Below are 25,950 nucleotides of genomic sequence, written 5' to 3' on the forward strand. Positions count from 1 at the left end.
CTTTCGCGGGACGGAAAGCGAGTCAGTCAAGGGGCATGCTCTAATGGGTGCAAAATGTGCGTTCACAACACAGGAGATCCCGATGCGTCGACTGGCAGTTGCGGTTCTAGTGGCAGGTTCCATGGCAGCACGGGCGCAGGGGCCATCGGCGGCGGCCTGTTCAGGCTTGAAGACAGCGCACTTCGCCGACACGACCATCACCTCAGCCGACCTGGTTCCGGCGGGCCAGTTTCCGGTACCGCCTGAGGCTCAGGAGGCAATGAAGCAGGGAGCGAAGCTTCTGCCAACGCTCTGTCGGGTTGTGGCGGAGATCAAGCCGACGCCCGACTCCGATATCAAGATGGAGTTATGGATGCCGAATCAGTGGAACGGCCGGTTCCATGGCGAGGGCAACGGTGGTTTCGCAGGGGAGATTTACTACCAGAACATGTCCGCCTCGGTGAAGAGTGGCTACGCGAGCGCGGGGACGGATACCGGCCATGCGGCGAACTTCCTCGATGCCAGTTGGGCGAAGGGGCACCCGGAGAAGATTGCGGACTTTGGCTACCGGGCAATCCACCTGATGACGGAGCGGTCGAAGGAGCTGGTTGCGGCGTACTACGGGAAGCCGGCGAAGAAGTCCTACTTTGCGGCGTGTTCGGATGGCGGTCGCGAGGCGCTGATGGAGGCGCAGCGCTTCCCTGCCGACTACGACGGGATTCTGGCTGGTGCTCCGGCCTACAACTGGACGGCGCTGGTGACCACGGGACTGAAGAACTCGCAGGCGCTGCTGGCGAAGCCGGAGAGCTATATTCCAGCGTCGAAGCTCAGGGCGATCAGCGCGGCTGCGCTGGCGGCTTGTGATGGGAAGAGCGGCGACGGAGTTTCGGACGGCATTCTGGCGGAGCCGGACAAATGCAAGTTCAAGCCGGAGACGCTGCTGTGCAAAGCGGGAGATTCGGATAGCTGCCTGACCGCACCGCAACTGAAGGCGCTGGAGACTATCTACGCGGGAACAGTGACGAAGGACGGGACGGAGATCTATCCGGGATACGTGATGGGGGGCGAGGCGGACGCAGGTGGCTGGGCACCTTGGATCGTAGGGGCCAAGCCAGGGCAGAGCCTGATGTATGGCTTCGCGACTGGATACTTTGGGGACATGGTCTATCCGGGACGGGCCTTCGATTTTAAGACCGCTTCCATCGATCAATCGTATGCGGATGCGCAGCAGGTGACCGCAAAGAATCTAAATGCGACCGATCCGAATCTGAAGCCGTTCTTCGCGCGAGGTGGCAAGCTGGTGCTTTATCACGGTTGGAGCGACGCCGCGATCACACCGCTCGGGACGATCGATTACTACAAGAAGGTGGTGGCGGCGACCGGGTCGGACTCGGTGAAGCTTTACATGGTGCCCGGGATGGACCACTGCTCAGGCGGGCCGGGAGCGGACAGCTTTGTGTGGCCAAATCACGGGTCGGATGATCCCAAGAAGGATGCTTATTTGGCGTTACAGAATTGGGTCGAGGGCGGAAGCGCTCCGAGGGAGATCGTCGCAACGAAGTATGCGGGTGGGCCGGAGAGCAGCGACGTGGAGATGACGCGGCCAATCTGTCCTTACCCCGAGGTCGCGAAGTACAAGGGGACGGGCGATACGAAGGTGGCGGAGAGCTTTGCTTGTTCTGCGAAGTAAGTTGCGGGGCAAGGTGTTTGACGGGCGGTTTTGTTTGATGGCCTACAGTGCGGCTAAGCCAGGGTGACCGCGTCCAGATTGGCGTTGACGCCTTCTACACGGTTTTTGCCGTTTTCGCGGGCCTGGCGCAGCGCGGTTTCGGCGGCGGCGATGAGGGCGTCAGGGCGAGAATGTTCGGTGGGAACCATGGCGGCCCAGCCTACTGAGACCGTAACGCGCTCGAAGGGGCTCAACTCGTGCGGCCACTCCTGGGCTGCTATCTCGGCGCGGAACTCTTCGGCGATGCGCTCGACGGCTTCGCCGGATGCGCCGGGGAGCAGAACCGTGAACCTGCCACCGTCATAGCGGGAGATCAGGTCGTAAGCGCGGTGGGGCTGGTCGGACATGCGGGCAGCGACCAGGCGAAGGCATTCGTCGCCAGCCTGGGGGCCATAGTGCTGATTGAAGAGATCGAAGTCGTCGACATCGACCATAAGCAGAGCGACGTGCTTGGGGTCGCGGGTGGCGCGCTGCCACTCGCGGTCGAGCACCAGGTCGAAGCGCTTGCGGTTGGGCACGCCGGTGAGGCGGTCAAGCGATTTGAGCTTATCGAGTTCACCGTGGGCGTCGGCGAGGCGGTCCTCCACGTAATGCTTGCCCGCGAGGGTGACACTCAGGGGAAGGATGACGAGGATAGCCAAGGCGAAGTACGTCTGGGGGGCAGCAGCGGGACCATGAAACTGAAGGGTCCACAGTGCGGCAGCTACGGTGCTGAGAGCTGTAGACAGGACGGCAGCGCGGAGTCCGAGCCGGAAGGCGATGATAACGAGGATCGCAACCGGAACCAGGAGCAGGAGCGGTGAGGCGCCAGCCTGGAAGACGAGCCAGGTGCTGCTGCCGGAGATGGCGAAGAGAGCGAGTGTCTGCGGCAGCGCACGGAGACGGAAGAGCCTATAGGTCTCGCTGTTGAGCAGGACGAGTACAAGCGAGGTCGCGAGCGCGATGCCGAGGGCTTCGGCCAGAGCGACGATACGGACCCGGGCCCAGAAGTTTAGCGAGGCTTCAGCGACGCTGCCGGCAGTTCCCGGAACTTGACGAGCAACGGTGAGGGCCATCAACAGCGGCCCGCCGATCATGGCGTAGAAGAGGAAGGCGGGGAGAAGGCGTCGCTCCTGCAGCCACTGTTTGAGGTTGCGGAAGGGCGGCAGGGTGAAGGCGGCGATGCCGACTTCCGCGAGGTTGCCGAGGATCTCAAGAGAGGTAAAGTGCGGTCCGCCGGAAAACGCCTTCGCTCCTTGCGAGAGAGCGACGGCGTAGCCAAGCACGATCCAGGGCCAGAGCTTGCGACGCGTCATCAGCAGCAAGGCAAGGACGACACCATTCTGCGGCGTGCAGATGGCCCATCCATTGACGGAGGGCATGGCGAAGGTGTTGAAGGCGGCGATAATGGTGATGAGAACAGCGGTCGCTACGGCCAGACAGAATCCACCGGTGACCGGATGCCAATCAAAGTAGTTGCGGGTGCGCAGGGCGAGGCTCGCCAGACCGGTGCCACGCGCTTTGCGCGAGGTCCGGCCTACCTGGTTGGGCTGTACCGAGATGTGCTCAGACGTAGCGATGGTGTGGTTCCCCCGGACTCTCCAGCTCGACCAGGGTGCTCTGGGGGTCGTAGCTCTTGGGTGCCAGCTAGCAGCAGGCTAAGTTCGCTCCCCTGAACGGGCAATGCCCCGATAGGGGTATGCGTTCATGATGCTGGAACTTTGCAACCCGACTGAACACCTTACACGATACGAAGAGCATGCGAAACTGGATGCTGCCCCATGGACCTGGAAAGACTGCTGCACGTTACCTTCGGATTCCCTGCCTTCCGCGCCAACCAGGAAGCGGTGTGCCGCTCCGCGACAGAGGGCCGGGACGTGCTGCTTGTAATGCCCACGGGTGCCGGGAAGTCGCTTTGCTATCAGCTTCCGGCTATTGCGCGCGGTGGGACGGCGCTGGTGATCTCGCCGCTGATTGCGCTGATGGACGATCAGGCCTCGAAGCTGACTGCGGCGGGGCTGAAGGTGGCGCGCATTCACTCCGGGCTCGATCGGGAACAGTCCCGGCAGGCTTGCCGGGATTATCTGGATGGGACGCTGCAGTTTCTGTTTATCGCGCCGGAGCGGATGCGGGTGCCAGGATTCCCGGAGATGCTGGCGAAACGCAAGCCCGCGCTGATTGCGATCGATGAGGCGCACTGTATCTCAGCATGGGGCCACGATTTTCGGCCGGATTACCGAACGCTGGGAGACTATCTACCTTCGCTACGGCCAGCGCCGATCATTGCTCTGACCGCTACTGCGACACCCACCGTCCAGAAGGACATTGTGGCGCAGCTTCAGTTGCGACAGCCGGAGCTCTTCATTCATGGATTCCGTCGCAACAACCTGCACGTAGAAGTTGTGGAGATGTCGAAGCCGCGGCGGAGCGAGTTCACGGTAAAGATGCTCTCGAAGCCGGAGAACCGGCCTGCGATTGTGTATGCGCCGTCGCGGAAGGCCGCCGACGAGCTTGCCGGGATGCTGGGTGGAAAGGCGGCGGCGTATCACGCGGGGCTCGAGGCAAGCGTGCGGGAGCGAGTGCAGAGGCACTTCCAGTCGGGAAAGCTGGAGGTGGTAGTCGCGACGATTGCGTTCGGCATGGGGATCGACAAGGCAGACGTGAGAACCGTCGTCCATATCGCACTGCCAGCGTCGGTGGAGGCTTATTACCAGGAGATTGGACGCGCGGGACGAGATGGACAGCCGAGCCGGACGGTGCTGCTTCACTCTTTTGTAGACCGCAAGATTCATGACGGGTTTCTGGAGCGCGACTATCCGCCGGTAACGGACCTGGCGCGAGTTGCGAAGGTATTGACGAATGAGTTCGAGATGCCGGACGTTCTGTGCGGAAAGCTGCGGATGAGCCGGGACATCTTTGCGAAGTGCGTCGAGAAACTCGTCGGGCAGGGTGCAGCACAGATCGATATGGCCGGGAATGTGCGGTACTCGCCCGCATCACCCGAGCCGGCGGCATGGATGACCGGGTATGCGAGGCAAGTGGAGTTTCGCCAGTCGCAGATTGACCGGATGGCGCAGTTCGCGGATACGCAGCAGTGCCGGATGTCGGCCCTGGTACGGCACTTTGGCGACACTGCCGACGGAATGAAGCCCTGCGGGTACTGCGACTTCTGCGCTCCCGAAATGGCGACAGCACAGACCTTTCGAGAGCCTGACGCGGGAGAAGAGCGACATCTTCGGGCAATTCTGCAGGCGCTGGCGAGCGGCCAGCCGAAGGCTACAGGGCGGCTACACACGGATCTTGCCCTGGGCCCGGATCGGCGGGTCTTCGATGGGTATCTCGATGCGCTTTCGCGGGCGGGGCTGGTTTCGATCTCGCAAGACACATTCACAAACGCGGAAGGCACGGTCATCAACTACAAGCGCGCGACGCTGACCGGCGAGGGCCGCGAGCATACTGGCGGCGCTCGCATACCGCTGCAGGTGATGTTGAAGGATGCGGAGACTCCCTCAGCAGGTTCAGGCAGGGCGAAGAAGAATGGTGGAGCTTCGCGGAGCAGCGGCGCGAAGGCGAGTGGCAAGGCCGAGCGTGATGAGGCTGCGGCCTCGTATTCTCCGGGACAGAAGGCGGTTGAGGCAAAGCTGCGGGAGTGGCGTAAGTCCGAGGCCGCGAAGACGGGCAAGCCGAGCTTCATCATCTTCTCCGACAGCGTGCTTCATGCGCTGGTGGTGGCGCAGCCGAGGAGCATCGGTGGATTGCTGACGGTGAGCGGGATTGGGCCGGAGAAGGCAGACCGGTATGGCGCGGCGATCGTCGCGCTGATGACCGGAGCGGAGGTGCCGGGTGACTTCGGGGAGCCGGTCAAGGCTTCGAAGGCCAGGCCGGCAAAGGCGAAGTCTGCGTCGACTTTGTTTACATCCGCGCGGGAGCCCCGGGCAGTCGAATCAAGGCCGGTTGAAGTTGGCGTGCAGCGTAAGCGTGCGGCCGAGGCGGAGCCAGCGGAGTCACTGACAGCAGAGCAGCAGGCGCTAGACCATCGCCTGCGGGAGTGGCGGAAGGTGGAGTCGGAGAGGCTGGGGTTGCCGCAGTTCTTCGTGCTGGGGTCGTCGGCGCTGAGGAGTATCGTTCTGGAACGTCCGCGAAATCTGGGCCAACTGGAGAAAATTGAAGGCATGGGGCGCGAGAAGATAGAGAAGTACGGCGTGGGTATTCTGGAAGTCTGTTCCACGCAGTGAAGAGGGGACATTTGAGCGAAGTGCAGACCAATCCGTTGCCCGGCCAGCCTGAGCATCCACCCACGATCGATGAACAGGCGGGGCATTGCTTTGGCTGCGGGCCGGGGAATCCGCAGGGGTTGCAGCTAACGTTCATCCTGGACAATGAGGCGCATACAGCGACAGCTCAGGTGAACCTGACTCGGCTGCATGAGGGAGCGCCGGGGTACATCCACGGCGGAATTATCGCAACGTTGATGGATGAGGCGATGAGCAAGCTGAACCGGCCGTTCGGGGTGCTGGCGATGACGCGGCATCTTGAGGTCGATTATCTGCGGCCTTCGCCAGTTGGGCAGGATCTGATTTTGACCGGGCGGCATCTACGGCGGGACGGGCGGAAGTTCTTTCACCAGGCGGAGCTTGCGATGCCCGATGGGACGGTATTGGCGACTGGGAAAGGCCTGTTTATTGCACTCGATCCAAAGCTGGTGGAGAGGGCATTGCGTTCCGTGGACTGAGTGAGGCGGAAGAGGTTCGGGTCAAGAGCGTTTTCGGTTCACCGCACACAGGCTTGACGCCACTCCCAACACCCTGCCCTCAGCTCTTCTCCCAATACCCCTGGTCTTCGAGAAAGTACTCTTCATCCCAGGTGTGAAGCATGGTCTTGAAGAACATCCAGCACATCTTCGCGTGGCCCAGCTTGCGGAAGCGGCGGTTGGTGGTCAATACCCGGCCACGGACGATGCGGAAGCGATTGCGCTTGACGCGCTTCGAGAGCAGGTAGTCTTCGGCGAAGAGGGCGTGCTCATTGAAGCCGCCGAGCCGCCAGAAGGCCTCGCGCTCGAAGAGCATGAACATGCCTGTAGCGAAGGGCTTCCAGCGTGCGCCGATGTACTGCATGACATTGCTGCCGGCGTAGAGAAGATCGTCGAAGAAACCTCCCTGGCGGCAGCCGATGCTGACGGTGGAGAGATGCAGATCGCGGCGGCGCATGGTGCCCATGGCGCGACGGAGGAGGGTGACGTCAGCGAGTTCAACGTCCGCGTCGAGGAAGAGGACGTACCTGGTGCAAGCGAGCTTGGCTCCAGCGTTGCGTCCGACGGACGGCAGCCCGCCGGGAACGACTTCGACCCGGAGGCGGTCGCGGAAGGACAGCGCGGCGGCGATGGTGCCGTCGGTCGATCCGGCGTCGGCGACCAGGATGCGGGTCTCGGAGATGCCTTCATAATCCTGCCGAGCAAGCGAGGCGAGGAGCTTGGGAAGCATGGTGACTTCGTTCTTCGCCGGGATGACGATCGTCAGTTCAGGGTTCAAGCACACCTCGCGTCGGACATAGGCCCGCTAACGTAAGTCTGCTCTGCGCCCAGCATTTGGTGCATAAACAGGTGTTGAATTTTTGTTGTGACCGGAAGGCTGGACATAGAAGAGTAACGAGCCAGCGTTTTCGGGATTTGCAGGGGATAAAACTGCTACTCTTAACGCTCAGGATTTGACTGCGCATTGGCCCGACATCGCCAGCGCACCGTAAGGAGAAACACCATGGCAGAACCCACCAACAACGGCAGCTTTTCTACTCCATCCCTTCGCTTGAAGACCGGCCTGGCCGAGATGCTGAAGGGCGGTGTGATCATGGACGTGATGAACGTCGAGCAGGCGCGGATCGCCGAAGAGGCAGGAGCGGTGGCGGTAATGGCGCTCGAGCGCGTTCCGGCGATGATTCGCGCGGAAGGCGGCGTGGCCCGCATGGCGTCGCCGAAGCTGATCAAGCAGATCATGGCCGCGGTGACCGTCCCGGTCATGGCAAAGGCGCGTATCGGCCACTTCGCCGAGGCCCAGGTTCTGCAGCACCTGGGAGTCGACTTTATCGACGAGTCCGAAGTGCTGACCCCCGCCGATGAGACCCACCATATCGACAAGCACGCGTTTACGACGCCGTTCGTATGCGGGGCGAAAGACCTGGGCGAGGCGCTGCGCCGGATCGCAGAGGGCGCTGCCATGATTCGGACCAAGGGCGAGCCCGGGACGGGCGACGTCGTTCACGCGGTGCGGCACATGCGGCAGATCATCAAGGAGATCAAGGGCCTCACCGTTCTGGACGAGCAGGAGCTTTACGCCGCTGCCAAGGAGCTGCGCGCTCCGTATGAGCTGGTGCGGATGGTGGCGAAGACCGGCAAACTGCCGGTGCCGAACTTCTCGGCCGGCGGCATTGCGACGCCTTCGGATGCGGCATTGATGATGCAGCTGGGCGCGGAGACGGTGTTTGTGGGCTCGGGCATCTTTATGAAGGGCCGTGCGACCCCGCTCGAAGTCGATCTCTGGACCGCCGAGGATGCGCATGTTGGCCTTTGCACTTCGAAGCAGGTCGGCGAGGCGCGGAACCCCGAGGACCGCGAGGAGGCTGTCTCCCGTGCGAAGGCGATCGTGCTGGCGGCGACACACTTTGCCGATCCGGCAATTGTTTCAGAGGCTTCAGAAGCGGTGCTGGGATCCATGAAGGGCCTTGCGGTTTCGAGCATTCCGGCGGAGGAAATGATGCAGGACCGCGGCTGGTAGAGCGCTAGTCTTTAGACAAAATAGCGATGCCCGGCACCAGTCGCGGATGAATGCGACGGGGCCGGGTTTTCTTTTTACTTTCGAGCGGTTTGTCGAATTCCGCAAAACGGTGGTTACTATCGAAAACTTCCGTGTATCGTGCAACCTTTCTCTCGTTGATCGACAACAACGGTGATGCTATACAAGTGACACTCGGCGGACATGTGCGAAATTGCGCTACCTCGCACGATGCAGATACTTCGAAGTTCGTCCCGGCCCAGGATTCGAGAATACCTCCAGGAGCTTTCTTTTGATGTCTACGCAGACGATCGACCACTCCCCAATTCAGGCGGCTTCGCCGTCCGTCTCGACCTTAGCAACTCACATCGTCCCCTCCCCAACCTTCAAGAAAGAGTTCAATCAGCACCCGTTTCTGTTCCAGCACAACCTGGCGAACCATCCCTTGTTCACGATGGATCGGCTGCTGACTCTGGCGCTCGAGACGCGTGAGAAGCGGCCTCAGGAGCTGTACTACGACGCCGGCCACAACGTGCCGATTGGCGCACGCTGGAATGAGATGGGCGACCGTCCGCCGCTCGAAGAGGCCTTTGAGCGCATCCAGGACACGGGCTCGTGGATCACGATCCACCAGGCACAGCGCGATCCTGCATACGCCCAGGTCTTCTACGATTGCATGCGTGAGTTCGAGGCGCAGACGGGTAAAGACTTCAAAAAGATGATGCGGGTGGAAGACGCGCTGATCTTCATCACCTCACCCAACCGTACGACGACGTACCATATCGATCGCGAGTGCAACTTCCTGTTGCAGATCGCCGGATCGAAGACGATCCACATGTTCGACCAGCGCGATAAGGACGTAGTTCCTGAGACGGAGCTCGAGAAGTTCTGGGCGGTGGATAAGAACGCCGGACAGTACAAGCCGCAGCTTCAGGATCGGGCGACTCCGTACCGCCTGGTTCCGGGCAATGGCATCCATATTCCGATCAACGATCCGCACTGGCTCCAGAACGATAACAACGTCTCAATCTCGCTGAGCGTGAACTTCACGCTGAAGGACTCTGAGCGGGCGAACATCTATCGCGCGAACTACTTCATGCGGAAGGCCGGCATGCACCCTGCGCCTCCGTTTACCTCGCCCCTGAAGGATGGCCTCAAGAACGCCATGATGTCGGCCTCCTATGTGCCTGCGCGTTCGGCGATCCGTACCCTCCGCAAGCTGCGTGGGCAGGAGACTCGCACCAGCTAAGCGCATTCAACCTGGAACGCAAAGAAGCGTGAGCCGCGGCTCACGCTTCTTTGCGTTTCAAGCATCCGCGTTTTTCACGTCATTTTTCCCTGTCGCTTCGACCGATCCCTTAATCTTGTTGCATGAAGACATGGAATCGCAGAGACTTTCTCGCGCTGTCGGCGGCAACCGGGGCGGCGAGCGCTCTCCCGCTAAAGCTGCACGCGGCCGCAAGGCCGGTGGAAGACTTCACCTTCCTCTTTATCACCGACTGCCATCTTCAGCCCGAGTTGAACGCGGCTGGAGGCTGCCACCAGGCTTTCACCAAGGCGCGGAAGATCTCCGCCGACTTCGTCGTGCAAGGGGGCGATCATGTCTTCGATGCGCTGGGCGTGAACCGCGACCGGGCCACGAGCCTGATCGATCTATACACAAAGACCGAGCAGGACCTCGGCATGAAAGTGCATCACACTATCGGCAACCACGACCTGTTCGGGGTGTACCCGGCTAGCGGCGCGGAGCCGACCGATCCGCTCTACGGCAAGAAGTTCTTTGAAGACCAATTCGGCAAGCTCTACTATTCATTCGACCACAAGGGCGTTCACTTCATCGTTCTCGATTCGATCGGCATCACCGCCGACCGCGGCTACGAGGGCCGCATCGATGCAGACCAACTCACATGGCTCGCCACCGATTTGAAGTCGATCTCGGCCGCGACGCCGGTGATTGTCTCCGTCCATATTCCGCTGGTCACGGCGTTTGACGCCTACACTGCCCCGCTGCCGACACCGCCCGCGCACCATGGTCTCAGCGTCGCAAATGCCTACGAGGTGCTTCCGCTGTTCGAAGGGCACAACGTTCTCGGCGTGCTGCAGGGCCATACGCACATCAATGAGACGGTGATCTGGCGCGGCGTTCCTTACATGACCAGCGGCGCAGTCAGCGGCAACTGGTGGCACGGAACGCGGATGGGAACTCCGGAAGGGTTCACCGTGGTTGAGGTCAAGGCTGGCAAGCTGAAAACCCGGTACGAGACTTACGGCTTCCAGAGTGTCGATCCGAAGAATACCTAGTGGTGGCGCAGGGCTGAGTCGGCGAAGCGATCTCTATAATGAGGGGATGCCTCTCACGATTGGCGTTCTGGCGCTTCAGGGCGCGTTTGAAGCTCACGCTCGTGTCCTCCAGAATCTGGGTGCTACGCCGAAGCTGGTGCGCACACCGGAGCAGCTTGAGGGGCTCGATGGCCTGATTATGCCGGGTGGCGAGTCAACGACGATGCTGAAGTCTCTGGAGCGTGGCGGCTTCTTCGAGGCGCTGGCGGCGTTTGTCGCCGAGAAACCCACCTTCGGCACCTGCGCCGGAGCGATTCTGCTGGCGACAGACGTGGCGCACTCGACCCAGAAGTGCCTGGGAGCGCTGGATATTTCGGTGGAACGGAATGCGTACGGGCGCCAGAATGAGTCGGCAATCCTTAGCTCCGAGACGAGCATGCCGGGTGCGCCGCTGGAGATGGTCTTCATTCGAGCTCCGAGGATCTCGCGGGTTGGACCCGGAGTGGAGACGCTGGCGAAGCGTGGGGACGACCCAGTCCTGGTGAGGTCCGGAAGTCTGCTTGCGGCGACCTTCCACCCGGAGCTCTCGGGCGACGAACGCGTCCATCGGCTCTTTCTGGATATGGTGGAAGATAGTCAGCGGAGCTATCGGTAGGGCTACGAGACCGCTTCGAATCTGCAACTTACGTGTTAAGCCACTAAAAATACTCTATGCAGGCATGGGGAAGGCCGATAAACTCTGAGAGTTGAGACAGCCGACGGCGCAAGCCAGACGAGTTTCGGCTCCTGGTATTGAACGACTGTCCCCCAGGAAACCTGCCTTGAAAAATACGACCGTTCCCAATTTAGCCGGGGAGGCATTTGACCCGGCAACCGATCAACTTTCAGAGGCTGGTCGGAGTCATAATGAAGCTAAACCTGCAGGAGATCCATCGGGTGCGTCGGTCAGACCGTTCGCATACCGGGTGCCAACTGGCCCACTTGATTCAGATAACCTGCATCCTATGAGAAGGCGCAGTGACTTCCCGCCAGAAGAAAGGTGACCTCCCCTTGGCTACTCACGCTTACGACTTCCAGCCCTCCGCCGCATTTATTGAACCAATCCGCCGCAGCGAGCTGTCAGATCATCTGCTCGATTTGGAGACGATGCTGTTCGATCCTTCCGTTCGTCGGGACATCAATACCGTGGCCGATTTGTTGACGGATGACTTCCGCGAGTTTGGAAGCTCCGGCAGAGTGTACACCAAGCTGGATATCCTGGCGGAGTTGAGCACCGAGCAGCCGGCGATGATTACGCTCAGCGACTTCACCTGCGACCTCGTCTCCCCTACTGTGGCTTTGGTGACGTACAAATCTTTTGCTACGCTGGACAGTCGCTCTGGTTCGCAGGCCCTGCGTAGTTCTCTCTGGGTCTTGAAGCCAGGCGATACCCGCTATGGAATCGGCCCGCGCGAAGGTACCTGGCAGATGCAGTTTCACCAGGGGACCCGGATCTAGGTAGCCTCGGTCTTTCGTACGGTTTCGCTCAGCCCCGGTGACGGGGCTGAAGCATTTAACGGTGATCACAGAAGGTATGCTGCTTGTGTGACCTTCGCTTCGATCAGCGGACTTTCTCTGTCTCCGCAACTGTCTCCGGGATGGTTTCTGCCCATGGACGCGTCGTCCCATGGGCCGGCACTTGACCGGCATCTCCTGCTGAACCTGTGGATTGCGGGCGGTCTCCTTGCGCTGGTCCATCTGGTGTTGCTGGTGGGGTTACTCGCCCGCCGAAAGGGTCTCGGCAAACGTTCTGCGCGGGCGGCTGAGATTCTGCCGCTCGGATTCCTGGTGCTGCTGTTCGTTGGGCTGACCGTCCAGGCGGAGATCCTTTGGGCGGCTGCGCGATATACCGGTCCCGATCCCGCAGCACTGCAGGTTGAGGTTACAGGGATGCAGTTCGCTTGGTACTTCCGCTATCCGGGCGAAGATGCGCGTTTCGGGAGAACAGAACCCAAGCTGGTCGCACCGGCTGAAGGAAATCCGGTGGGGCTCGACCGGGGCGACGAGGCCGGTCGCGACGATCTAGTGGCGGCGGAGTTGGTGCTGCCGGAGGGACGACCGGTCGATCTGAGGCTGCGCGCTGTGGATGTGATCCACGGATTTGCTGTCCCGGAGATGCGGTTGAAGCAGAATGCTGTCCCGGGGCAGACGATTCATCTGCACTTCACCCCGACGGTTGCCGGGACGTACGCCATTCTCTGCACGCAGTTATGCGGCAGCGGGCACTACCGGATGCAGGCGAATCTGCGTGTGGTCTCGCCTGATGACTTCGAGAAGTGGCTGGCTTCGAAGCGAAGCGGGGCGGCACAGTGAGCGCGAATCCCACCCCAAATCCTGCACAGTCGAGGAGTTCCGCGACGCAAAAACCCCGCTCTCTCTTTTCGGCCGATCACAGGACGATTGGACGGCAGTACCTGCTGCTGGCGCTGGTGGCCGTGGCGGTAGGGACAGTTTTGTCGTTATTGATGCGCCTGCACCTGACGTGGCCGGATCGAGTGCTTCCATTTCATGGGCCGATTCTTCCCGAGGACTATCTCGCCCTGGTCACGTTTCACGGCACGCTGATGGTGTTCTTTGTGCTGACGACGGCGCCCCAGAACGGCTTTGGGAACCTGATTCTGCCGAGCCAGATCGGGGCGCGCGGCATGGCGTTTCCGCGATTGAACTGCGCTTCGTTCTGGCTGACGACACTGTCGATGATGGTTCTGCTGTCGGCGACGTTCGCGCCGGGCGGCGGACCAATCTCCGGATGGACGGCATATCCGCCACTGAGCGCCGTGGCCAGCGCCGGGCCGGGCCAGGGGATGGGGATGGACCTGTGGCTGGCAAGCCTGACGCTGTTCTCCTTGGCGACGACAATGGCATCGGTGAACACGCTGACCACGGTAGTCCGGATGCGCTGCGATGGGATGACCTGGAATCGGCTGCCGCTAACCGTGTGGGGATGGTTTACGGCGGCACTCCTTTCGCTGCTGGCGTTTTCCGTGCTACTGGCGGCGCTGGTGCTGCTGTTCTGCGACCGCCATGCCGGGACCAGCTTCTTTGTACCGATGGGCGATGTTGTAAATGGCGTGCTGCAGGACGCGAAGCATGGCTCAGGGAATGGGTCGCCCCTGCTATGGCTGCACCTTTTCTGGTTCTTCGGGCACCCGGAGGTATACATCGCCATCCTGCCGGGGATGGGGCTGACGTCGATGGTGCTGGCAAACTTCGCGCGGCGCAGGATCTTCAACTACAACCTGATGATCGCGACGACGCTGCTGATCGGCTTCCTGGGCATCCTGGTGTGGGGTCACCATATGTTCGTGGCCGGACTGAATCCGTTTGCCGGGACGGCGTTCTCGATCTCGACGATGGCCATTGCGATCCCCTCTTCCGCGAAAGTGCTGAGCTGGCTGGCGACGATCTGGAGGTCGCGACCGGAGTATAGAACGGCGATGCTCTTTGCGCTGGGGTTCGTCTCGCTCTTCGTGACCGGCGGTCTGACCGGCCCAATTCTCGCGCAGCCGATTCTCGATCAATATCTGCACAACACCTTCTTTGTGGTGGCGCACTTCCACCTCATCATGGCCATGGCCGGGGCGTTTGGTCTGTTCTCTGCGACGTACTATTGGTTCCCGCAGATCACGGCAACGGCGGCGCGACCGGGCAGGCTGATGTCCGAAGGGCTTGGGCGAGTGCATTTCTGGGGCACGATCCTTGGGGCCTATGCGACTTTTCTGCCAATGCACATTACCGGGCTAGAAGGCGAGCCGAGGCACTATGCTCAGCTAACCGGGATCCCGGGACAGGCGGGGCATCTGATGGCAAAGCCGATGCTGATGCAGACGCACATCACCTACGGCGCTATTTTTCTGGTGTTGGCGCAGATCCCATTCCTGGTGAACCTGGTCTGGAGCTTCAGGAACGGAAGGCTTGCAGGCGAGAATCCATGGGCCGCGACGACGATGGAGTGGAAGCCGGGGCTGTTCCTTGCGGACCTTGCAGACGAAACTTCACCAGAGGAAACAATCTCGGTGTATCGCGGGCCGTGTGACTACCGCGACGGGAATAATCCAGCGACTTTTCATCCGCAATGGGTATCTGAGTCAGTAGCGGAGTAATCTCTTCTCAGCGCGCTTCCTTCGGAGCTTCCACATGCCAGGTATCCTTACACCGACCGAGACAGAACGACGGCCTGAGCGGCGGCCGCAGCGTCGTACGGACGACCCGGACCACGGCGACCATGGCAACGGGCGACGTCCGCCAACCGACAAGCGCACGGGCGGCGGAGGCGATGGCGATAACTGGAACGACCGTCCCCAGGGCAGCCGCGGGCCTCGCGAGAAGCTGAAGCGCTATCGTCTCGGCGTATTCTTTGCGCTGGCTGGCGACCTGATGTTCTTCGTCGCGATCGTAAGTGCCTTCTTCGTCTCGCAGGCGAGCGGGCGCTTCGATGCGTACAACAACTACATCAATCCCTGGCTGCCGACGGCGATTCCGCCCGTGCTCTGGCTCAACACGGCTGTGCTGATCATTAGCTCGGTGACGGCCGAGATTGCCCGCAGGAAGATGTTTCACCAGTTCGACGTCATGGAAGAGTGGTTCGGGCTGGGCAAGCCGACCTCGCGCCGGGCGATGCCATGGCTGGCGGCGACAGCATTCCTTGGCCTTGTCTTTCTGGCCGGACAGTGGCTAGCGTGGCAGCAGTTGAACGTGCAGGGCGTCTTCATGCGCTCGAATGTGAGCAGCCATTTCTTCTTCCTGATTACCGGCGTCCACGGCATCCATCTGGTGCTTGGGGTCGGAGCGCTGGTGGGAGCTCTTCTTAGCCTGCGCTACTCGCAGCAGGTCGAGAACCGGCAGATCATCGTGGATTGTTCGGTCTGGTACTGGCACTCCATGGGAGTGTTCTGGATCTTCCTGTTCGCTCTGCTGGCGTTCTTCCAATAACGATGCGACGATTTTTCTTGCTCGGTTTACTGCTGGCTGGATCGCTTTCCGCTTACGGACAAGGCTGCAGTCAGTGTAGGGACAATGCCGCAGCTATGCCGCTTCAGACTCAGGCAGCTTATCGCAAGGCTATTGTTCTGCTGGTGACGGTGGCGGGTGGAGTGTTTGTGGGGGCAGTGATGATGGTGAGGCGATCCGGGTAGCGAGCTGCGACCGCAGTCCATTCATTCGGCATGAAACAGCGAAGGAATGGACCACAGAGCTGAAAGAAACAGAGTTAGTAAGGAACGCCTTTTTCCCGTTCCGCTTTCATCGCCCGCATGTACCAGTCGAACTCATCGAAGAACTTGCCGGACTTCTCGGCGAGATCCTGGGTCAGCGCAACTCCCTGCGCGCTGAGAGAGCTTCCGATGCTCGGAATCGGCTGAAGGGAGGGGATAGTGGGGAGACCGACCTCCGGAAGCAGAGCACGGAGCTGCATTGCGGCGCGAACGCCACCATAGGGACCAGCCGAGTAGCAGACGATAGCCGAAGGTCGAAAAGCGTACTCCTCGAGGAAGTAGTCGATGAGGTTCGTAAGCGCGGGCGGAATGCTGTGGTTATACTCCCCACTGACTACGACGTAACCGTCGGCGCGAGCATACAGTTCGGCGATCTGCGCTAGCTTCATGCGGAGCGACGCAGAGTCGATGGAGCCATCGGTCTTGACTTCCTTCCACATCTTGTCGAGGAGAGGTAGATCGAGAGCTGCCGCGTCCACGACGACGGCCTCGTGGCCGCGCTTCTGCAGCTGTGAGACGACCCACTTTGCCGCGCGGTCACCCATGCGCTCGGTACGAACTGATCCCTGCAAAACCGCGACAACCATTAAAAGACCCTCCAGACCGCTAGGATGCAGTTTTCTGGAGGGTCGTTAGTGTGCCCGGGGTTCTATAGAGACTGGCCATTCAGGGAATGAAAGATCAGCGACGCTTCTTTGCCGCTGCAGTCTTCTTGGCAGCGGGGACCGTCTTCTTCGCAGCTGGCTTGGCCACTACCTTGGCGCCCTTTGCGACAGGCTTAGGGGCGGGTTTGGCCGCTGCCTTCAGAGGAGCCTTAACAGGAACCTTTGCCGCCACCTTCTTGAGCGCTGCTTTGGCGACGGGCTTGGGCGCGGGCTTTGCGGCCTGCTTCTTCGCGGGAGCCTTTTGCGCCGATGCCTTTGAGGACTTTGCGGGAGCGACCTTCGATGGAGCGGACTTCTTTGCGGGCACTGCCTTCGCAACCGTCTTCTTGGCAGCCTTCGCCGGCACTACTTTGGCGGGCACGGCCTTCTTGGCGACCTTGGCTGGCGCGGCCTTTAAGGGCGTGGCCTTCGCCGCTGGAGCAGAGGCGGCTATGGACTTCACCGCCTTCGCCGGAGCTGTTTTGGCGGCAACCGGCTGAACGACGGCTACCTTGGCAGGAGCGGCCTTGGCCGGGATTGCCTTCTTCGCTACGGGCGGAGCAGGAGCAGCGACGGGCGCGGATGAGGAAGCGATCTCGGCTGCTGCCTCGTCTGAATTCGTTGCGGCCTGGTCTGACGGCTCTCCGCTCTCGTCTGCGGCCTGCTTCTTGGCGCGGCCCTTGGGCTTGGCGTCCTTCTTCGGCGCGCGTGGGCGACGGAGGTGAACGGGCGGCGGCGGCGCGGGAGGCGAGAACGGCTCCAGGAATGCCTTGAGATGATCGGGGTCGGTCAGCTTGCCGTCCATGAGTTCGAAGACCAGCGATTCGACGAAGGCGTCGTAGCCAGCCAGTTCCGGAACGATCCGCATCTCCTGCATCAGGGCGTAGGGGACCTTCTGCTTCGCCTGCGGCCACTCGGTGAAGAAGCTCTTGAACTTAGCCTGGATGGCGGAGCTCTTCGAGGAGAAGGCGATCTGGAGGACGGCCTCGGGCTTGGCGGAGTAGAGCAGCTTCCAGGCCTGCGAAGGCAGAGCGGCCGTCTTTGCAGTGAGCTGGGCGGCGAGATCCTTGGCCTCGGTCTCGAGGTTCTCGATCTCGCGGACGAAGCCGACGCGCGGGAAGGTCGCCTTGAAGTCGGCAATCTCCTTCGCGGACATCTTCGCGGTGAGCAGGGGGAAGTTGGCGGCGGCGGGCGAGGGATGGATACCCTGCATCTGGAGCTGGGTCTGGCTTTCGCGGAGGCGCTCGAGTTCAGCCTCGTTGGCCTTGGCGGCGGTCCAGAAGGGAGCGATCTCCTTGAGCCAGCCTTCGGATTCAAGGCGCTTCAGGACGCGGATCGGGTCTTCTTCGTGGACGACCTCTTCGGCCTCGTATCCGCGGCTGAAGGCGGAGGCGGCGGAGATGTATCCCTCCTGCTTGCCGGTCTCATAACGGGACTGCGTCTTCTCGTCCATGCCCCAGCCGAGCCGGGCCATGAGGCGGGCGGCGCGGACCATGCGGATGGGATCCTCGATGAACCCGTAGTTGCTGACGAGGCGGAGCTCCCGATTTTCGATGTCGGCGACGCCATTCAGTGGATCCATCAGAAGGCCGAAGGAGCCGGCGTTCAGGGAGAGAGCCATGGCGTTCGCGGTGAAGTCGCGGCGGCGCAGGTCGTCGAGGATGCCCGCGGGCTTGGACACAGGCTTACCCGGCTTGGGGTAAGTCGTCGTGAGCGTGCTTCCGAATTCGAGGCGAACGCTGCCAGGAAAGCGGACGAAGAGGGCCTGCCCAGCATCCGACTCGCCGGAGATGATGCCACCGGCTTTCTCTATATCTTTCTTGAGCTTGAGGGCATTTCCCTGCACCACTACGTCGAGGTCGCGGACAGGCGAACCGCTGGTCAGATCGCGGACCGCGCCGCCGACGAGAAAGATGGTAAGACCGCGCTCGCGGGCGATCTCGCGCAGAACGTTCAGGGCATGCTGCTGGTCTTTCGAGAGTCTGCTTTCAAGCAGGTAGATGTAGTCGGCCATAACTTTCCGGGAACACTCCAGGGTGAGGCAATAGCGGTGCGTCTTGCTTCGCGAGGTTCCTTAGAACCTTCCGGAGGTTCCCAGCGCGGCTCTAAACCACTGCGAATCAGCCTCTTAGCGGGATGCAAGAGACGGACGCAAAGCCCAACTTTACCATAATGGAGGCGTATTGACCACCGTTTCTGCACCTTTTTTGTGGCGATCCGTCCCGCAGGCGGTCGAGTTGTGCGACAATCCGCCAGTTGCCTGCACGCCGAACTTCCACGGCGAGGGCAGCGGTGACCGGTATGGCTAGCTCGAAGAAGAAGGTGATCCTGCGGCGAGTGACGGGCGAAATTCTGCCCGGATACCTTCCCTTGTCAGGATTTACGCGGGGTGCGGGCAGTTCCAGGGTCGTCGAGTTGCTCGATCTCTCGGGGCGGCTGATCGAGATTCCCCTAGGCGAGGTGCGGATGATCAGCTACGTTCGCGACTTCAACCTGGCGGACACGACGAACCCGGAACGGCTCACGCGGAGATCGTTCCTGGCGCGCCCACGCAACGAGGGCGTATGGGTCAGGATGACCTTCAAAGCATCGGAGAGGTCGCTGGAACGCACGTCCGAGATAATACTGGAGGGACTGGCGGCGGCAGACCTTTCCCTGCTCGATTCCCTGATCGAGGACGGCGGCCTGCACGTTGCGCCACCGGATATCCGCTCAAATACGCAACGAATCTTCGTTCCCCGGGCGGCGATCGAGAGCCTGCAGATCCTTGCGGTGATTACGACGCCGTCGCGGGCGAAGCCGGTCCCGGAGCGGACGCCTGAAGAGATTCAGAAGAGCCTGTTCGAGGCACTGACGCCACGCAATACCAGACCAAACTGACCGGGTCGACACGAGTACGGGCGAAGCTGCCGGGCGGCTACAATCGTCGACATGCCTACCGATTCCCTGCTGCCTGATGCGCCTGTCACCACAATTAGCCTGTCGGCTTTAGCCGAACGTCTCGGAGCCAGTCTCACGGGCGACGGTGAGGCGCTGGTTAGCGGTGTTGCTGGAATCGAGGAAGCAGAAACGGGCGACCTGACGTTCGTCGCGAACCCGAAGTATGCCGCGAAGGCAAGACATACGGCGGCGACGGCGGTGCTGGTAGAGCCCGATTTTCCTGAAATATCGGCGGCGACGCTTCGGGTCGCGAATCCTTATCTGGCGTTCGCGCGAGCAATCGAGATCTTCTATAGCGCTCCGGTGTATGCGCTGGGGATTCATCCGACGGCGGTGGTGGCAGATTCAGCGCGGATCGGGGCCAATGCGCATGTCGGAGCGTATGCGGTGATCGGGGAACACGTCGTTCTGGGAGATGACGCAGTCGTCCTATCCCATGTAGTGCTGTATCCGCATGTGCGCGTGGGTGACCGGTTCTTCGCACATGCCCATGCGGTCGTCCGAGAATATTGTCAATTGGGCGACGATGTAATCCTGCAGAATGGCGCGATCGTGGGCGCGGATGGCTTCGGCTTCGCGCGGCAGCATGGCAAGGAGTTCGCCGGGCGGGCCTGGTACAAGATCCGGCAGTCGGGACCGGCTGTACTGGAAGACGCAGTCGAGGTGCAGGCAAATGCGTGCATCGACCGGGCTTCGATCGGCGAGACGCGGATCGGCTCGGGGAGCAAGATCGACAATCTTGTCCAGGTGGGGCATGGGTCGACGGTAGGCAAAGATACGCTGCTGTGCGCCCAGGTAGGACTGGCTGGATCGACGACCGTGGGGAACAACGTAATCCTGGCGGGGCAGGTCGGGGTGGCAGGGCACTGTACGGTAGGCGACGGAGCGATTGCCACGGCGCAGAGCGGAATTCCGGGGGACGTGGCCGCGGGTGCGACGGTAAGCGGCTATCCGGCGATCGAGAACCGGCAGTGGCTGCGATCCGTAGCTATCTTCAACCGGCTTCCGGAGATCGTCAGGCAGTTAAAGGGAAAAAACACCCCGTAGAAGTCGACTTGAAATGGCAGGAAGAGCAAGCTGTCGACCTCCTGCCTGCATCCAACCTTGATGATGAGTGACTCAATTCCGAACAGTTCGATTGAAACAAGCCCCGGTACGCCGCCCGTAAGGGTGCTGCTGCTGGACGATGAACCCACGACGCTCTTCCTCCGAAGCCTTGCCCTGCGTCAGCAAGGATACGAGTGCGTTGCGACGAGCACCGTGGAGGAGGCGATGGAGGTCATCTCGGAGATCGATATCGCGGTGCTCGATTACCACCTGGGTGAGGGGCAGTTTGGGACCGAAGTAGCGACACGCCTCAGGCAGATTCGGCCGGAGGTACCGATCATCATCCTCTCGGCGACGCTCGAGCACCGCTTTGGCGGCGTCGAGGATATGCACCTTTTGAAGGGCTATAGCTCCAACGAAGACCTGGTCAACGCTCTTCGGTCGCTGGAGGCGAAGCGCCGGGGCACACCGGTGGTGGTGGATGCGCGAGAGTTCTTCTACTCACGGATTGGACTGGCGATCGGATCGGACGTACTGGTTCAGGTGCTGGACGGCGACGGCCGTTGGGTCTACGTGAATGAGGCCGCCGCGGACTACCTGGGGCAGCCGCGAGAGTGGTTTCCAGATCGCAATCTCTTCGACGAGATGCCCACCATGATGCGCGACTGGCGGGAGATCATCAGCTCGGTGGCAACCCGGCGAGAGACCTACATTGACCGAAGCAGACGGGGACTGCTGGCGCTCGACCCCACGGGTCTCAACGCGACGGGCGAGACCGGCACCCCTGCTTGGAGCGTGCTCGCGTTTCCCATCAGCCTCTACGATGGCCGAAATGGCGTGGTGTTGACCGCCCGGCTGCTGGGCGGCACCTACGTGCTCCCGGACTAGCTCGGCTGGTAGGCTGGGTGGATGATGCAATGGAAGAGATGGGTGGACAGACGCAGAGTTGCAGTCGTCCTCGCCGCGCTGGTGGTGACTTTGATGATCTCGGGGTGCCACTCCGCTTACGTGAATGCGACGATCAGCAATCACACGCCGACACCGATCACGGTCGTGCAGGTTGAGTATCCGAGCGCAAGCTTTGGGACGCAGACCATTGCTCCGGGGCAGGAGTTCAAGTACCGGTTCAAGGTACTGGGTTCGGGGACGGTGAAGCTCACTTACACGGACGCAGCACAGGTGGAGCATAAGTTCACGGGACCTTCGCTGAAAGAAGGCGACGAAGGAAATCTCTCTGCCGTAGTGGGAGCGGGCAATCTTGGCTGGAATCTTTCGTTGCAGTCGAAGTAATCACGCGACGGGACAATCCTTGATGCAATCGAAGCGGCTCCTTTCGGTGATGTTCGCGCGCCGGTCGCTACGGTAGACTTTGCTTATGCCGCGCGGCTTTTTTATTACCTTCGAAGGGTTGGACGGCTCAGGCAAGACGACCCAACTCCGCCGGCTGACGACCTCGTTGACGAAGCAGGGGCACAAGGTCGTCTCGCTGCGTCAGCCGGGCGGAACGGCGCTAGGCGACCGTATCCGCGGCGTAGTGCTCGATTCGCGAAGCGAAAGTTCACTGGGGGCAATCGCACCCGTAGCCGAGTTGACGCTGATGTTCGCGGACCGGGCGCAGGCGATCGCCGAGGTGATCCTTCCCGCCCTTGAGGATGGAGCCATCGTACTGTGCGACCGATTTACAGACAGCTCCGAGGCCTATCAGGGCGGCGGACGCGAGCTAGGCAGCGAACGTGTGCTGGCGCTTCACGTGGCGGTCTGTGACGGCCTGCAGCCCGACCTGACGATCCTGCTGCTGCCACCGCTTGAGCCATCGCTGGAGCGCGCACGGAACAGGAACCAGCGTCACGTGGCGAAGCTGGGCACCGACGAAAACCGCTTCGAGCGCGAGGGCGATGCGTTTTATCGCCGCATCTATGAGAAGTACCAGGAGATTGCGGCGCGAGATGCGGGCCGGGTGGTGACGATCGCGGAGGAAGCGTCGATCCAGGTGATCGAAGAGAAGATCTACAAGATCGTCAGCGCTCGAATCTCTCCGGATTCACAGGGGACGAGATGACTCCGCCGGTGCTGCCACTGGACGGGACCTCTGAGTCGCAGAAGCTGGAGTCGGAGCGGCCAAAGTACAGGCTGCCGCCGGGCCTGAAGCGCTCGCTTCCCTTCTATGCGTTCAAGCCGTGGGTGAAGCTTGGGCATCCGATTTTGCTGTTCGAACACCTGCACCGGACCTACGGCAACATCGCCTGCTACAAGCTGTTTGGAACGCCGATCGTCTTCGTAAACGATCCGGAGTTTATCCGCGAGATTCTCGTGACGCAAGGCGCGGCGTTTGTAAAAGAGCGCACGGTACGGCGGATGAAGGTGCTGCTGGGCGAAGGTCTGATCACCTCCGATGATCCCATTCACATCCGCCAGCGACGCATCGCCGCACCGGCGTTTCATCGCCAGCGGATCGCCGCCTATGGCGACCAGATCGTCGCTTGTGCAGCAGCGCAGAACGAACGCTGGGAGCAGCGGACGCGGCCCGATGAGCCGATCGATATTGCGGCCGCAAGCATGGAGCTTTCGCTCGAGATCGTCGCGCGGACGCTCTTCGATACCGAGGTCACCGAGGACATCCGGCGCATCAACGATGAAGTAAACACGATTATGGAGCTGTACAACTTCATCGTCGCGTTCCCGCGAATTGAGTTGTTCATGAAGCTGCCGATCCCGGGGATCATGAAGTTTCGGCGGTCGAAGGCCCGGCTGGATGCTGTCGTTGACCGGCTGATCCGAGAGCATAAAGAGGCGACACTAGCGGGCAAACCTGATCCTGGCGACCTGCTCTCCATGCTGCTGCAATCGCGCGACGAACAGGCCGATGCGCAGGGGAACTTCACCGGCATGTCTGACGAGCAGGTGCGTGACGAGGTGCTGACGATCTTCCTCGCCGGGTATGAGACCGTCGCGAACGGGCTGACATGGACGTGGTATCTGCTAAGCCAGAATCCTGAAGTGGAGGCGAAGCTTCACGCGGAGCTTGATGCTGTGCTGGGTGTAGGTACAGAGCGACGGCTGGCGACGCTGGCTGACTATCCCAACCTGAAGTACACCGAGCAGGTCTTTGCGGAGTCGATGCGACTCTATCCGCCGGCGTGGGCGATGGGGCGAATGTCCACCAAACCGGTGCAGCTCGGCGAGTACCTGATCCCGCCGGGAGCGCACTTCTTCTTCAGCCAGTACATGATGGGACGGACGGAAGAGTACTTCCCTGACCCGCTGCGTTTCGATCCCGACCGCTTCAGCGCCGAGAACAAGGCGCGGAGACCGAAGTACACGTACTTCCCCTTCGGCGGCGGATCGCGGCAGTGTATCGGCGAGTCGTTCGCGTGGATGGAGGGCGTGTTCTCGATTGCGACGCTGGCGCAAAAATGGCGGCTAAGCTACGCAGAGAGCGCGCCACCCGAGGTGCAGGAGAAGATCACGCTGCGGCCGAAAGACCCGCTGATGATGCGGCTCGAGTCGCGTTAGCGCAGGCTCAGAAAGAGAAACGGCGCGGAGAGATTCTCCGCGCCGTTCTTGTTTCTCGTGCAATGGCGCTACGGAAGCGTGCCACCGACATACGAGTTGCCACCATTCTTCTGCCCTGCGATCCGGATCACAAAGACTACGTCCTCGCCCGGCTTCAACGCTGAGACGATCGCCTTGTAGCTGGCTTCGTCCGTCACCGGCTTCTTGTTGATGGCAACGATCACCGCACCCTTTTCGAGGTTGATGTCGTCGGCAAACGAGTCAGGCCGAACGCTGGTCACAATCACGCCCTTTACTCCGCCCAGCTTGCTTGAAATCGCCGGGGGAATTGAGGAGACTGTGATGCCCAGCTTGCCCTGACCGGCGTCGGACTCTGTCGGGGCCGCGCTGTCATCCGTGTCCTGCGCCCCGGCCGAGAAGATCTTGCTGCGGTCGGTGATAGCTACCGTTGCTGTTGCCTTGCTTCCCGCACGGAGATAGCCAAGCTGCACGGTCGACCCGATCTTGCGGGCCGAGATGTCCGCCACCAGGTCGTCGCCATCTTTGATGGGGCGACCATCGATCGATACGATCACGTCGTCCGGCTTTAGCCCCGCCTTCGCTGCCGCAGCGTTCGGATCGACCGAAGCGATCATCACGCCACCGTTCGAGAAGCCGTACATGCGGGTCACCGCGGAGGAGACATTCGGCTGGAAGCTGATGCCGATCGATCCGCGCGTCACCTTGTGGTCAGGTCCGATGAGCATGTTGTAGACGCCGATGATGGTGTTCGAAGGCATCGCAAATCCTACACCTTCGCTACCTGCGGACTGGGTGTAGATCGCCGTGTTCATGCCGATCACCGCGCCGGTCATATCGACGAGCGGGCCGCCGGAGTTGCCCGGGTTGATCGCCGCGTCGGTCTGGATGAAGCGCTGAAACTGGCTCTGCTGTCCGCCTTCAATCGTGCGGTTCTTGGCCGAAACGATGCCCGCTGTTACCGTCTTCGCCAGAGCAAACGGGCTGCCTACCGCGAGGACCCAGTCGCCTACCTGTGCGCCGTCGGAGTTGCCGAGCTTGATCGTCGGCAGTGGCTCGGGCGCATCGATCTTGATGACCGCGATGTCGGTGTCCTTGTCGACGCCGATCAGCTTCGCCGGACGGCCATTGTCGCCGGGACCACCATCAGGATCGGTCGACAGCTTTACGTAGATCTTGTCGGCCTTGTCCACTACGTGGTTGTTCGTGATGATGTATCCGCGCGAGTCCACGATGAAGCCTGAACCAAGAGCGCGACGCGATCCGCCGTCTGCGCCATCGCCACCATCATCTCCGCCCTGGCCACCCTGGCCGCCGAAGAAGTGGTTGAAGAAGTCCTGCATGTTGTCGTTCGGGCTCTGCGAATCATCGCCGCCGTCGCCGTTCGGAGGTACGGTGAGCGGTCCACGCTGCAGACCGCGCTTGCCCTTCTTGGCTGCTGCGGGCTTGGCCAGCTCTTCCGTGTTGATGTTCACGACCGCCGGGCCTACCGCTTTCGCGATCTTCGAGAAGCCGTTCGACAGGATCACCGGGTCGGGCACAGTCAGGGGACGGGCGTCGGAGGAGTCGACAGCCTGCTCCTTGCCGCTTACTCCGTGGGTAAGCACTGATCCTGCAAGGATGCCTACGGAGAGAGTTCCAAGCAGAACAAACGTCGTGCCAAGGCGATGGCCGCGTACGCGTTCCACCAGTCCGGTCTTTTGTGTCGAAGTTTCCATTATCGAGTCTGACCTCATTTCGTTCTGTTCAGGTTCGCGCGGCACAGCGTGGCTATGCCAAATTCCAAGTATAGTCGCGGATTTGCG

The 25,950-nt window shown here is 61.2% G+C and carries 23 protein-coding genes; 18 read left to right on the forward strand and 5 right to left on the reverse strand.

What is annotated here, in order from left to right; translation table 11 throughout:
- Positions 1 to 82 precede the first annotated feature (82 nt).
- A complete protein-coding gene (locus tag HDF16_RS20360) occupies positions 83 to 1,669 on the forward strand; it encodes a tannase/feruloyl esterase family alpha/beta hydrolase (protein ID WP_184221056.1) in 1,587 nt (528 codons plus the stop codon).
- Positions 1,670 to 1,722: 53 nt separating this feature from the next.
- Here the strand turns inward: HDF16_RS20360 and HDF16_RS20365 are convergent, their stop codons facing one another.
- Positions 1,723 to 3,267, reverse strand: a complete 1,545-nt coding sequence (locus HDF16_RS20365) for a sensor domain-containing diguanylate cyclase (protein ID WP_348641380.1) — start codon at positions 3,265 to 3,267, stop codon at positions 1,723 to 1,725.
- Positions 3,268 to 3,468: 201 nt separating this feature from the next.
- Here HDF16_RS20365 and HDF16_RS20370 point away from each other — a divergent pair, with 201 nt between their 5' ends.
- Positions 3,469 to 5,922 carry a RecQ family ATP-dependent DNA helicase gene (locus HDF16_RS20370; RefSeq protein ID WP_184221058.1) on the forward strand — a complete coding sequence of 818 codons (2,454 nt, stop codon included), beginning with the start codon at positions 3,469 to 3,471 and terminating at the stop codon, positions 5,920 to 5,922.
- Between the two features lie 20 nt (positions 5,923 to 5,942).
- On the forward strand, positions 5,943 to 6,419 hold the full coding sequence (locus HDF16_RS20375; RefSeq protein ID WP_348641381.1) for a PaaI family thioesterase: 477 nt from the start codon (positions 5,943 to 5,945) through the stop codon (positions 6,417 to 6,419).
- 79 nt (positions 6,420 to 6,498) lie between these two features.
- Here the strand turns inward: HDF16_RS20375 and HDF16_RS20380 are convergent, their stop codons facing one another.
- Positions 6,499 to 7,215, reverse strand: a complete 717-nt coding sequence (locus HDF16_RS20380; RefSeq protein WP_184221059.1) for a glycosyltransferase — start codon at positions 7,213 to 7,215, stop codon at positions 6,499 to 6,501.
- A gap of 225 nt (positions 7,216 to 7,440) precedes the next feature.
- Between HDF16_RS20380 and pdxS the strand changes: the two genes are divergently transcribed.
- From pdxS to HDF16_RS20420, 8 genes are all read left to right on the forward strand, one after another.
- Entirely contained in the window at positions 7,441 to 8,454 is a 1,014-nt protein-coding gene (gene pdxS / locus HDF16_RS20385) for a pyridoxal 5'-phosphate synthase lyase subunit PdxS (protein WP_184221060.1), read from the forward strand.
- 292 nt (positions 8,455 to 8,746) lie between these two features.
- A complete protein-coding gene (locus HDF16_RS20390) occupies positions 8,747 to 9,700 on the forward strand; it encodes a transcriptional regulator (protein WP_184221061.1) in 954 nt (317 codons plus the stop codon).
- Between the two features lie 122 nt (positions 9,701 to 9,822).
- Positions 9,823 to 10,752, forward strand: a complete 930-nt coding sequence (locus HDF16_RS20395) for a metallophosphoesterase family protein (protein WP_184221062.1) — start codon at positions 9,823 to 9,825, stop codon at positions 10,750 to 10,752.
- 46 nt (positions 10,753 to 10,798) lie between these two features.
- A complete protein-coding gene (gene pdxT / locus HDF16_RS20400) occupies positions 10,799 to 11,386 on the forward strand; it encodes a pyridoxal 5'-phosphate synthase glutaminase subunit PdxT (protein ID WP_184221064.1) in 588 nt (195 codons plus the stop codon).
- 362 nt (positions 11,387 to 11,748) lie between these two features.
- The gene (locus HDF16_RS20405) at positions 11,749 to 12,228 is read left to right on the forward strand and encodes a DUF4440 domain-containing protein (RefSeq protein ID WP_221312967.1); all 480 of its coding nucleotides are present in this window, start codon (positions 11,749 to 11,751) and stop codon (positions 12,226 to 12,228) included.
- Between the two features lie 87 nt (positions 12,229 to 12,315).
- Entirely contained in the window at positions 12,316 to 13,083 is a 768-nt protein-coding gene (locus HDF16_RS20410; protein WP_348641370.1) for a cytochrome c oxidase subunit II, read from the forward strand.
- A complete protein-coding gene (locus HDF16_RS20415; RefSeq protein ID WP_348641371.1) occupies positions 13,047 to 14,873 on the forward strand; it encodes a cytochrome c oxidase subunit I in 1,827 nt (608 codons plus the stop codon). The genes HDF16_RS20410 and HDF16_RS20415 overlap by 37 nt, the downstream gene beginning before the upstream one ends.
- Positions 14,874 to 14,907: 34 nt before the next feature.
- Positions 14,908 to 15,702, forward strand: coding sequence for a cytochrome c oxidase subunit 3 (locus HDF16_RS20420; protein ID WP_184221068.1), 795 nt, complete (start codon positions 14,908 to 14,910; stop codon positions 15,700 to 15,702).
- Positions 15,703 to 15,979: 277 nt separating this feature from the next.
- Here HDF16_RS20420 and HDF16_RS20430 read toward each other — a convergent pair whose 3' ends face one another.
- Entirely contained in the window at positions 15,980 to 16,570 is a 591-nt protein-coding gene (locus HDF16_RS20430; protein ID WP_184221072.1) for an NADPH-dependent FMN reductase, read from the reverse strand.
- Positions 16,571 to 16,664: 94 nt separating this feature from the next.
- Positions 16,665 to 18,641 carry a CCA tRNA nucleotidyltransferase gene (locus HDF16_RS20435; protein WP_184221074.1) on the reverse strand — a complete coding sequence of 659 codons (1,977 nt, stop codon included), beginning with the start codon at positions 18,639 to 18,641 and terminating at the stop codon, positions 16,665 to 16,667.
- Positions 18,642 to 18,810: 169 nt separating this feature from the next.
- On the opposite strand from HDF16_RS20435, the gene HDF16_RS31285 reads away from it, so the two are divergent.
- From HDF16_RS31285 to HDF16_RS20465, 7 genes are all read left to right on the forward strand, one after another.
- Complete coding sequence (locus HDF16_RS31285) at positions 18,811 to 18,936, forward strand: hypothetical protein (RefSeq protein ID WP_281383527.1); 126 nt, start codon at positions 18,811 to 18,813, stop codon at positions 18,934 to 18,936.
- Positions 18,929 to 19,507: a DUF6982 domain-containing protein gene (locus tag HDF16_RS20440; protein WP_184221076.1), complete on the forward strand. Its 579-nt coding sequence runs from the start codon at positions 18,929 to 18,931 to the stop codon at positions 19,505 to 19,507. The genes HDF16_RS31285 and HDF16_RS20440 overlap by 8 nt, the downstream gene beginning before the upstream one ends.
- Before the next feature lie 93 nt (positions 19,508 to 19,600).
- Positions 19,601 to 20,614 (forward strand): UDP-3-O-(3-hydroxymyristoyl)glucosamine N-acyltransferase, encoded by a 1,014-nt coding sequence (lpxD, locus tag HDF16_RS20445; RefSeq protein WP_184221446.1) that lies wholly within the window; start codon positions 19,601 to 19,603, stop codon positions 20,612 to 20,614.
- 60 nt (positions 20,615 to 20,674) lie between these two features.
- Complete coding sequence (locus HDF16_RS20450; protein ID WP_184221078.1) at positions 20,675 to 21,502, forward strand: response regulator; 828 nt, start codon at positions 20,675 to 20,677, stop codon at positions 21,500 to 21,502.
- A 42-nt stretch (positions 21,503 to 21,544) separates the two neighbouring features.
- The gene (locus HDF16_RS20455; RefSeq protein ID WP_348641372.1) at positions 21,545 to 21,904 is read left to right on the forward strand and encodes a hypothetical protein; all 360 of its coding nucleotides are present in this window, start codon (positions 21,545 to 21,547) and stop codon (positions 21,902 to 21,904) included.
- A gap of 85 nt (positions 21,905 to 21,989) precedes the next feature.
- The gene (gene tmk / locus HDF16_RS20460) at positions 21,990 to 22,673 is read left to right on the forward strand and encodes a dTMP kinase (protein WP_184221080.1); all 684 of its coding nucleotides are present in this window, start codon (positions 21,990 to 21,992) and stop codon (positions 22,671 to 22,673) included.
- The gene (locus tag HDF16_RS20465) at positions 22,670 to 24,127 is read left to right on the forward strand and encodes a cytochrome P450 (protein WP_184221082.1); all 1,458 of its coding nucleotides are present in this window, start codon (positions 22,670 to 22,672) and stop codon (positions 24,125 to 24,127) included. Before tmk ends, HDF16_RS20465 begins: the two co-directional genes overlap by 4 nt.
- A gap of 68 nt (positions 24,128 to 24,195) precedes the next feature.
- Here the strand turns inward: HDF16_RS20465 and HDF16_RS20470 are convergent, their stop codons facing one another.
- Positions 24,196 to 25,863, reverse strand: a complete 1,668-nt coding sequence (locus tag HDF16_RS20470; protein ID WP_184221085.1) for a trypsin-like peptidase domain-containing protein — start codon at positions 25,861 to 25,863, stop codon at positions 24,196 to 24,198.
- Positions 25,864 to 25,950 lie beyond the last annotated feature (87 nt).

Source organism: Granulicella aggregans, assembly GCF_014203275.1.
GTDB lineage: Bacteria > Acidobacteriota > Terriglobia > Terriglobales > Acidobacteriaceae > Edaphobacter.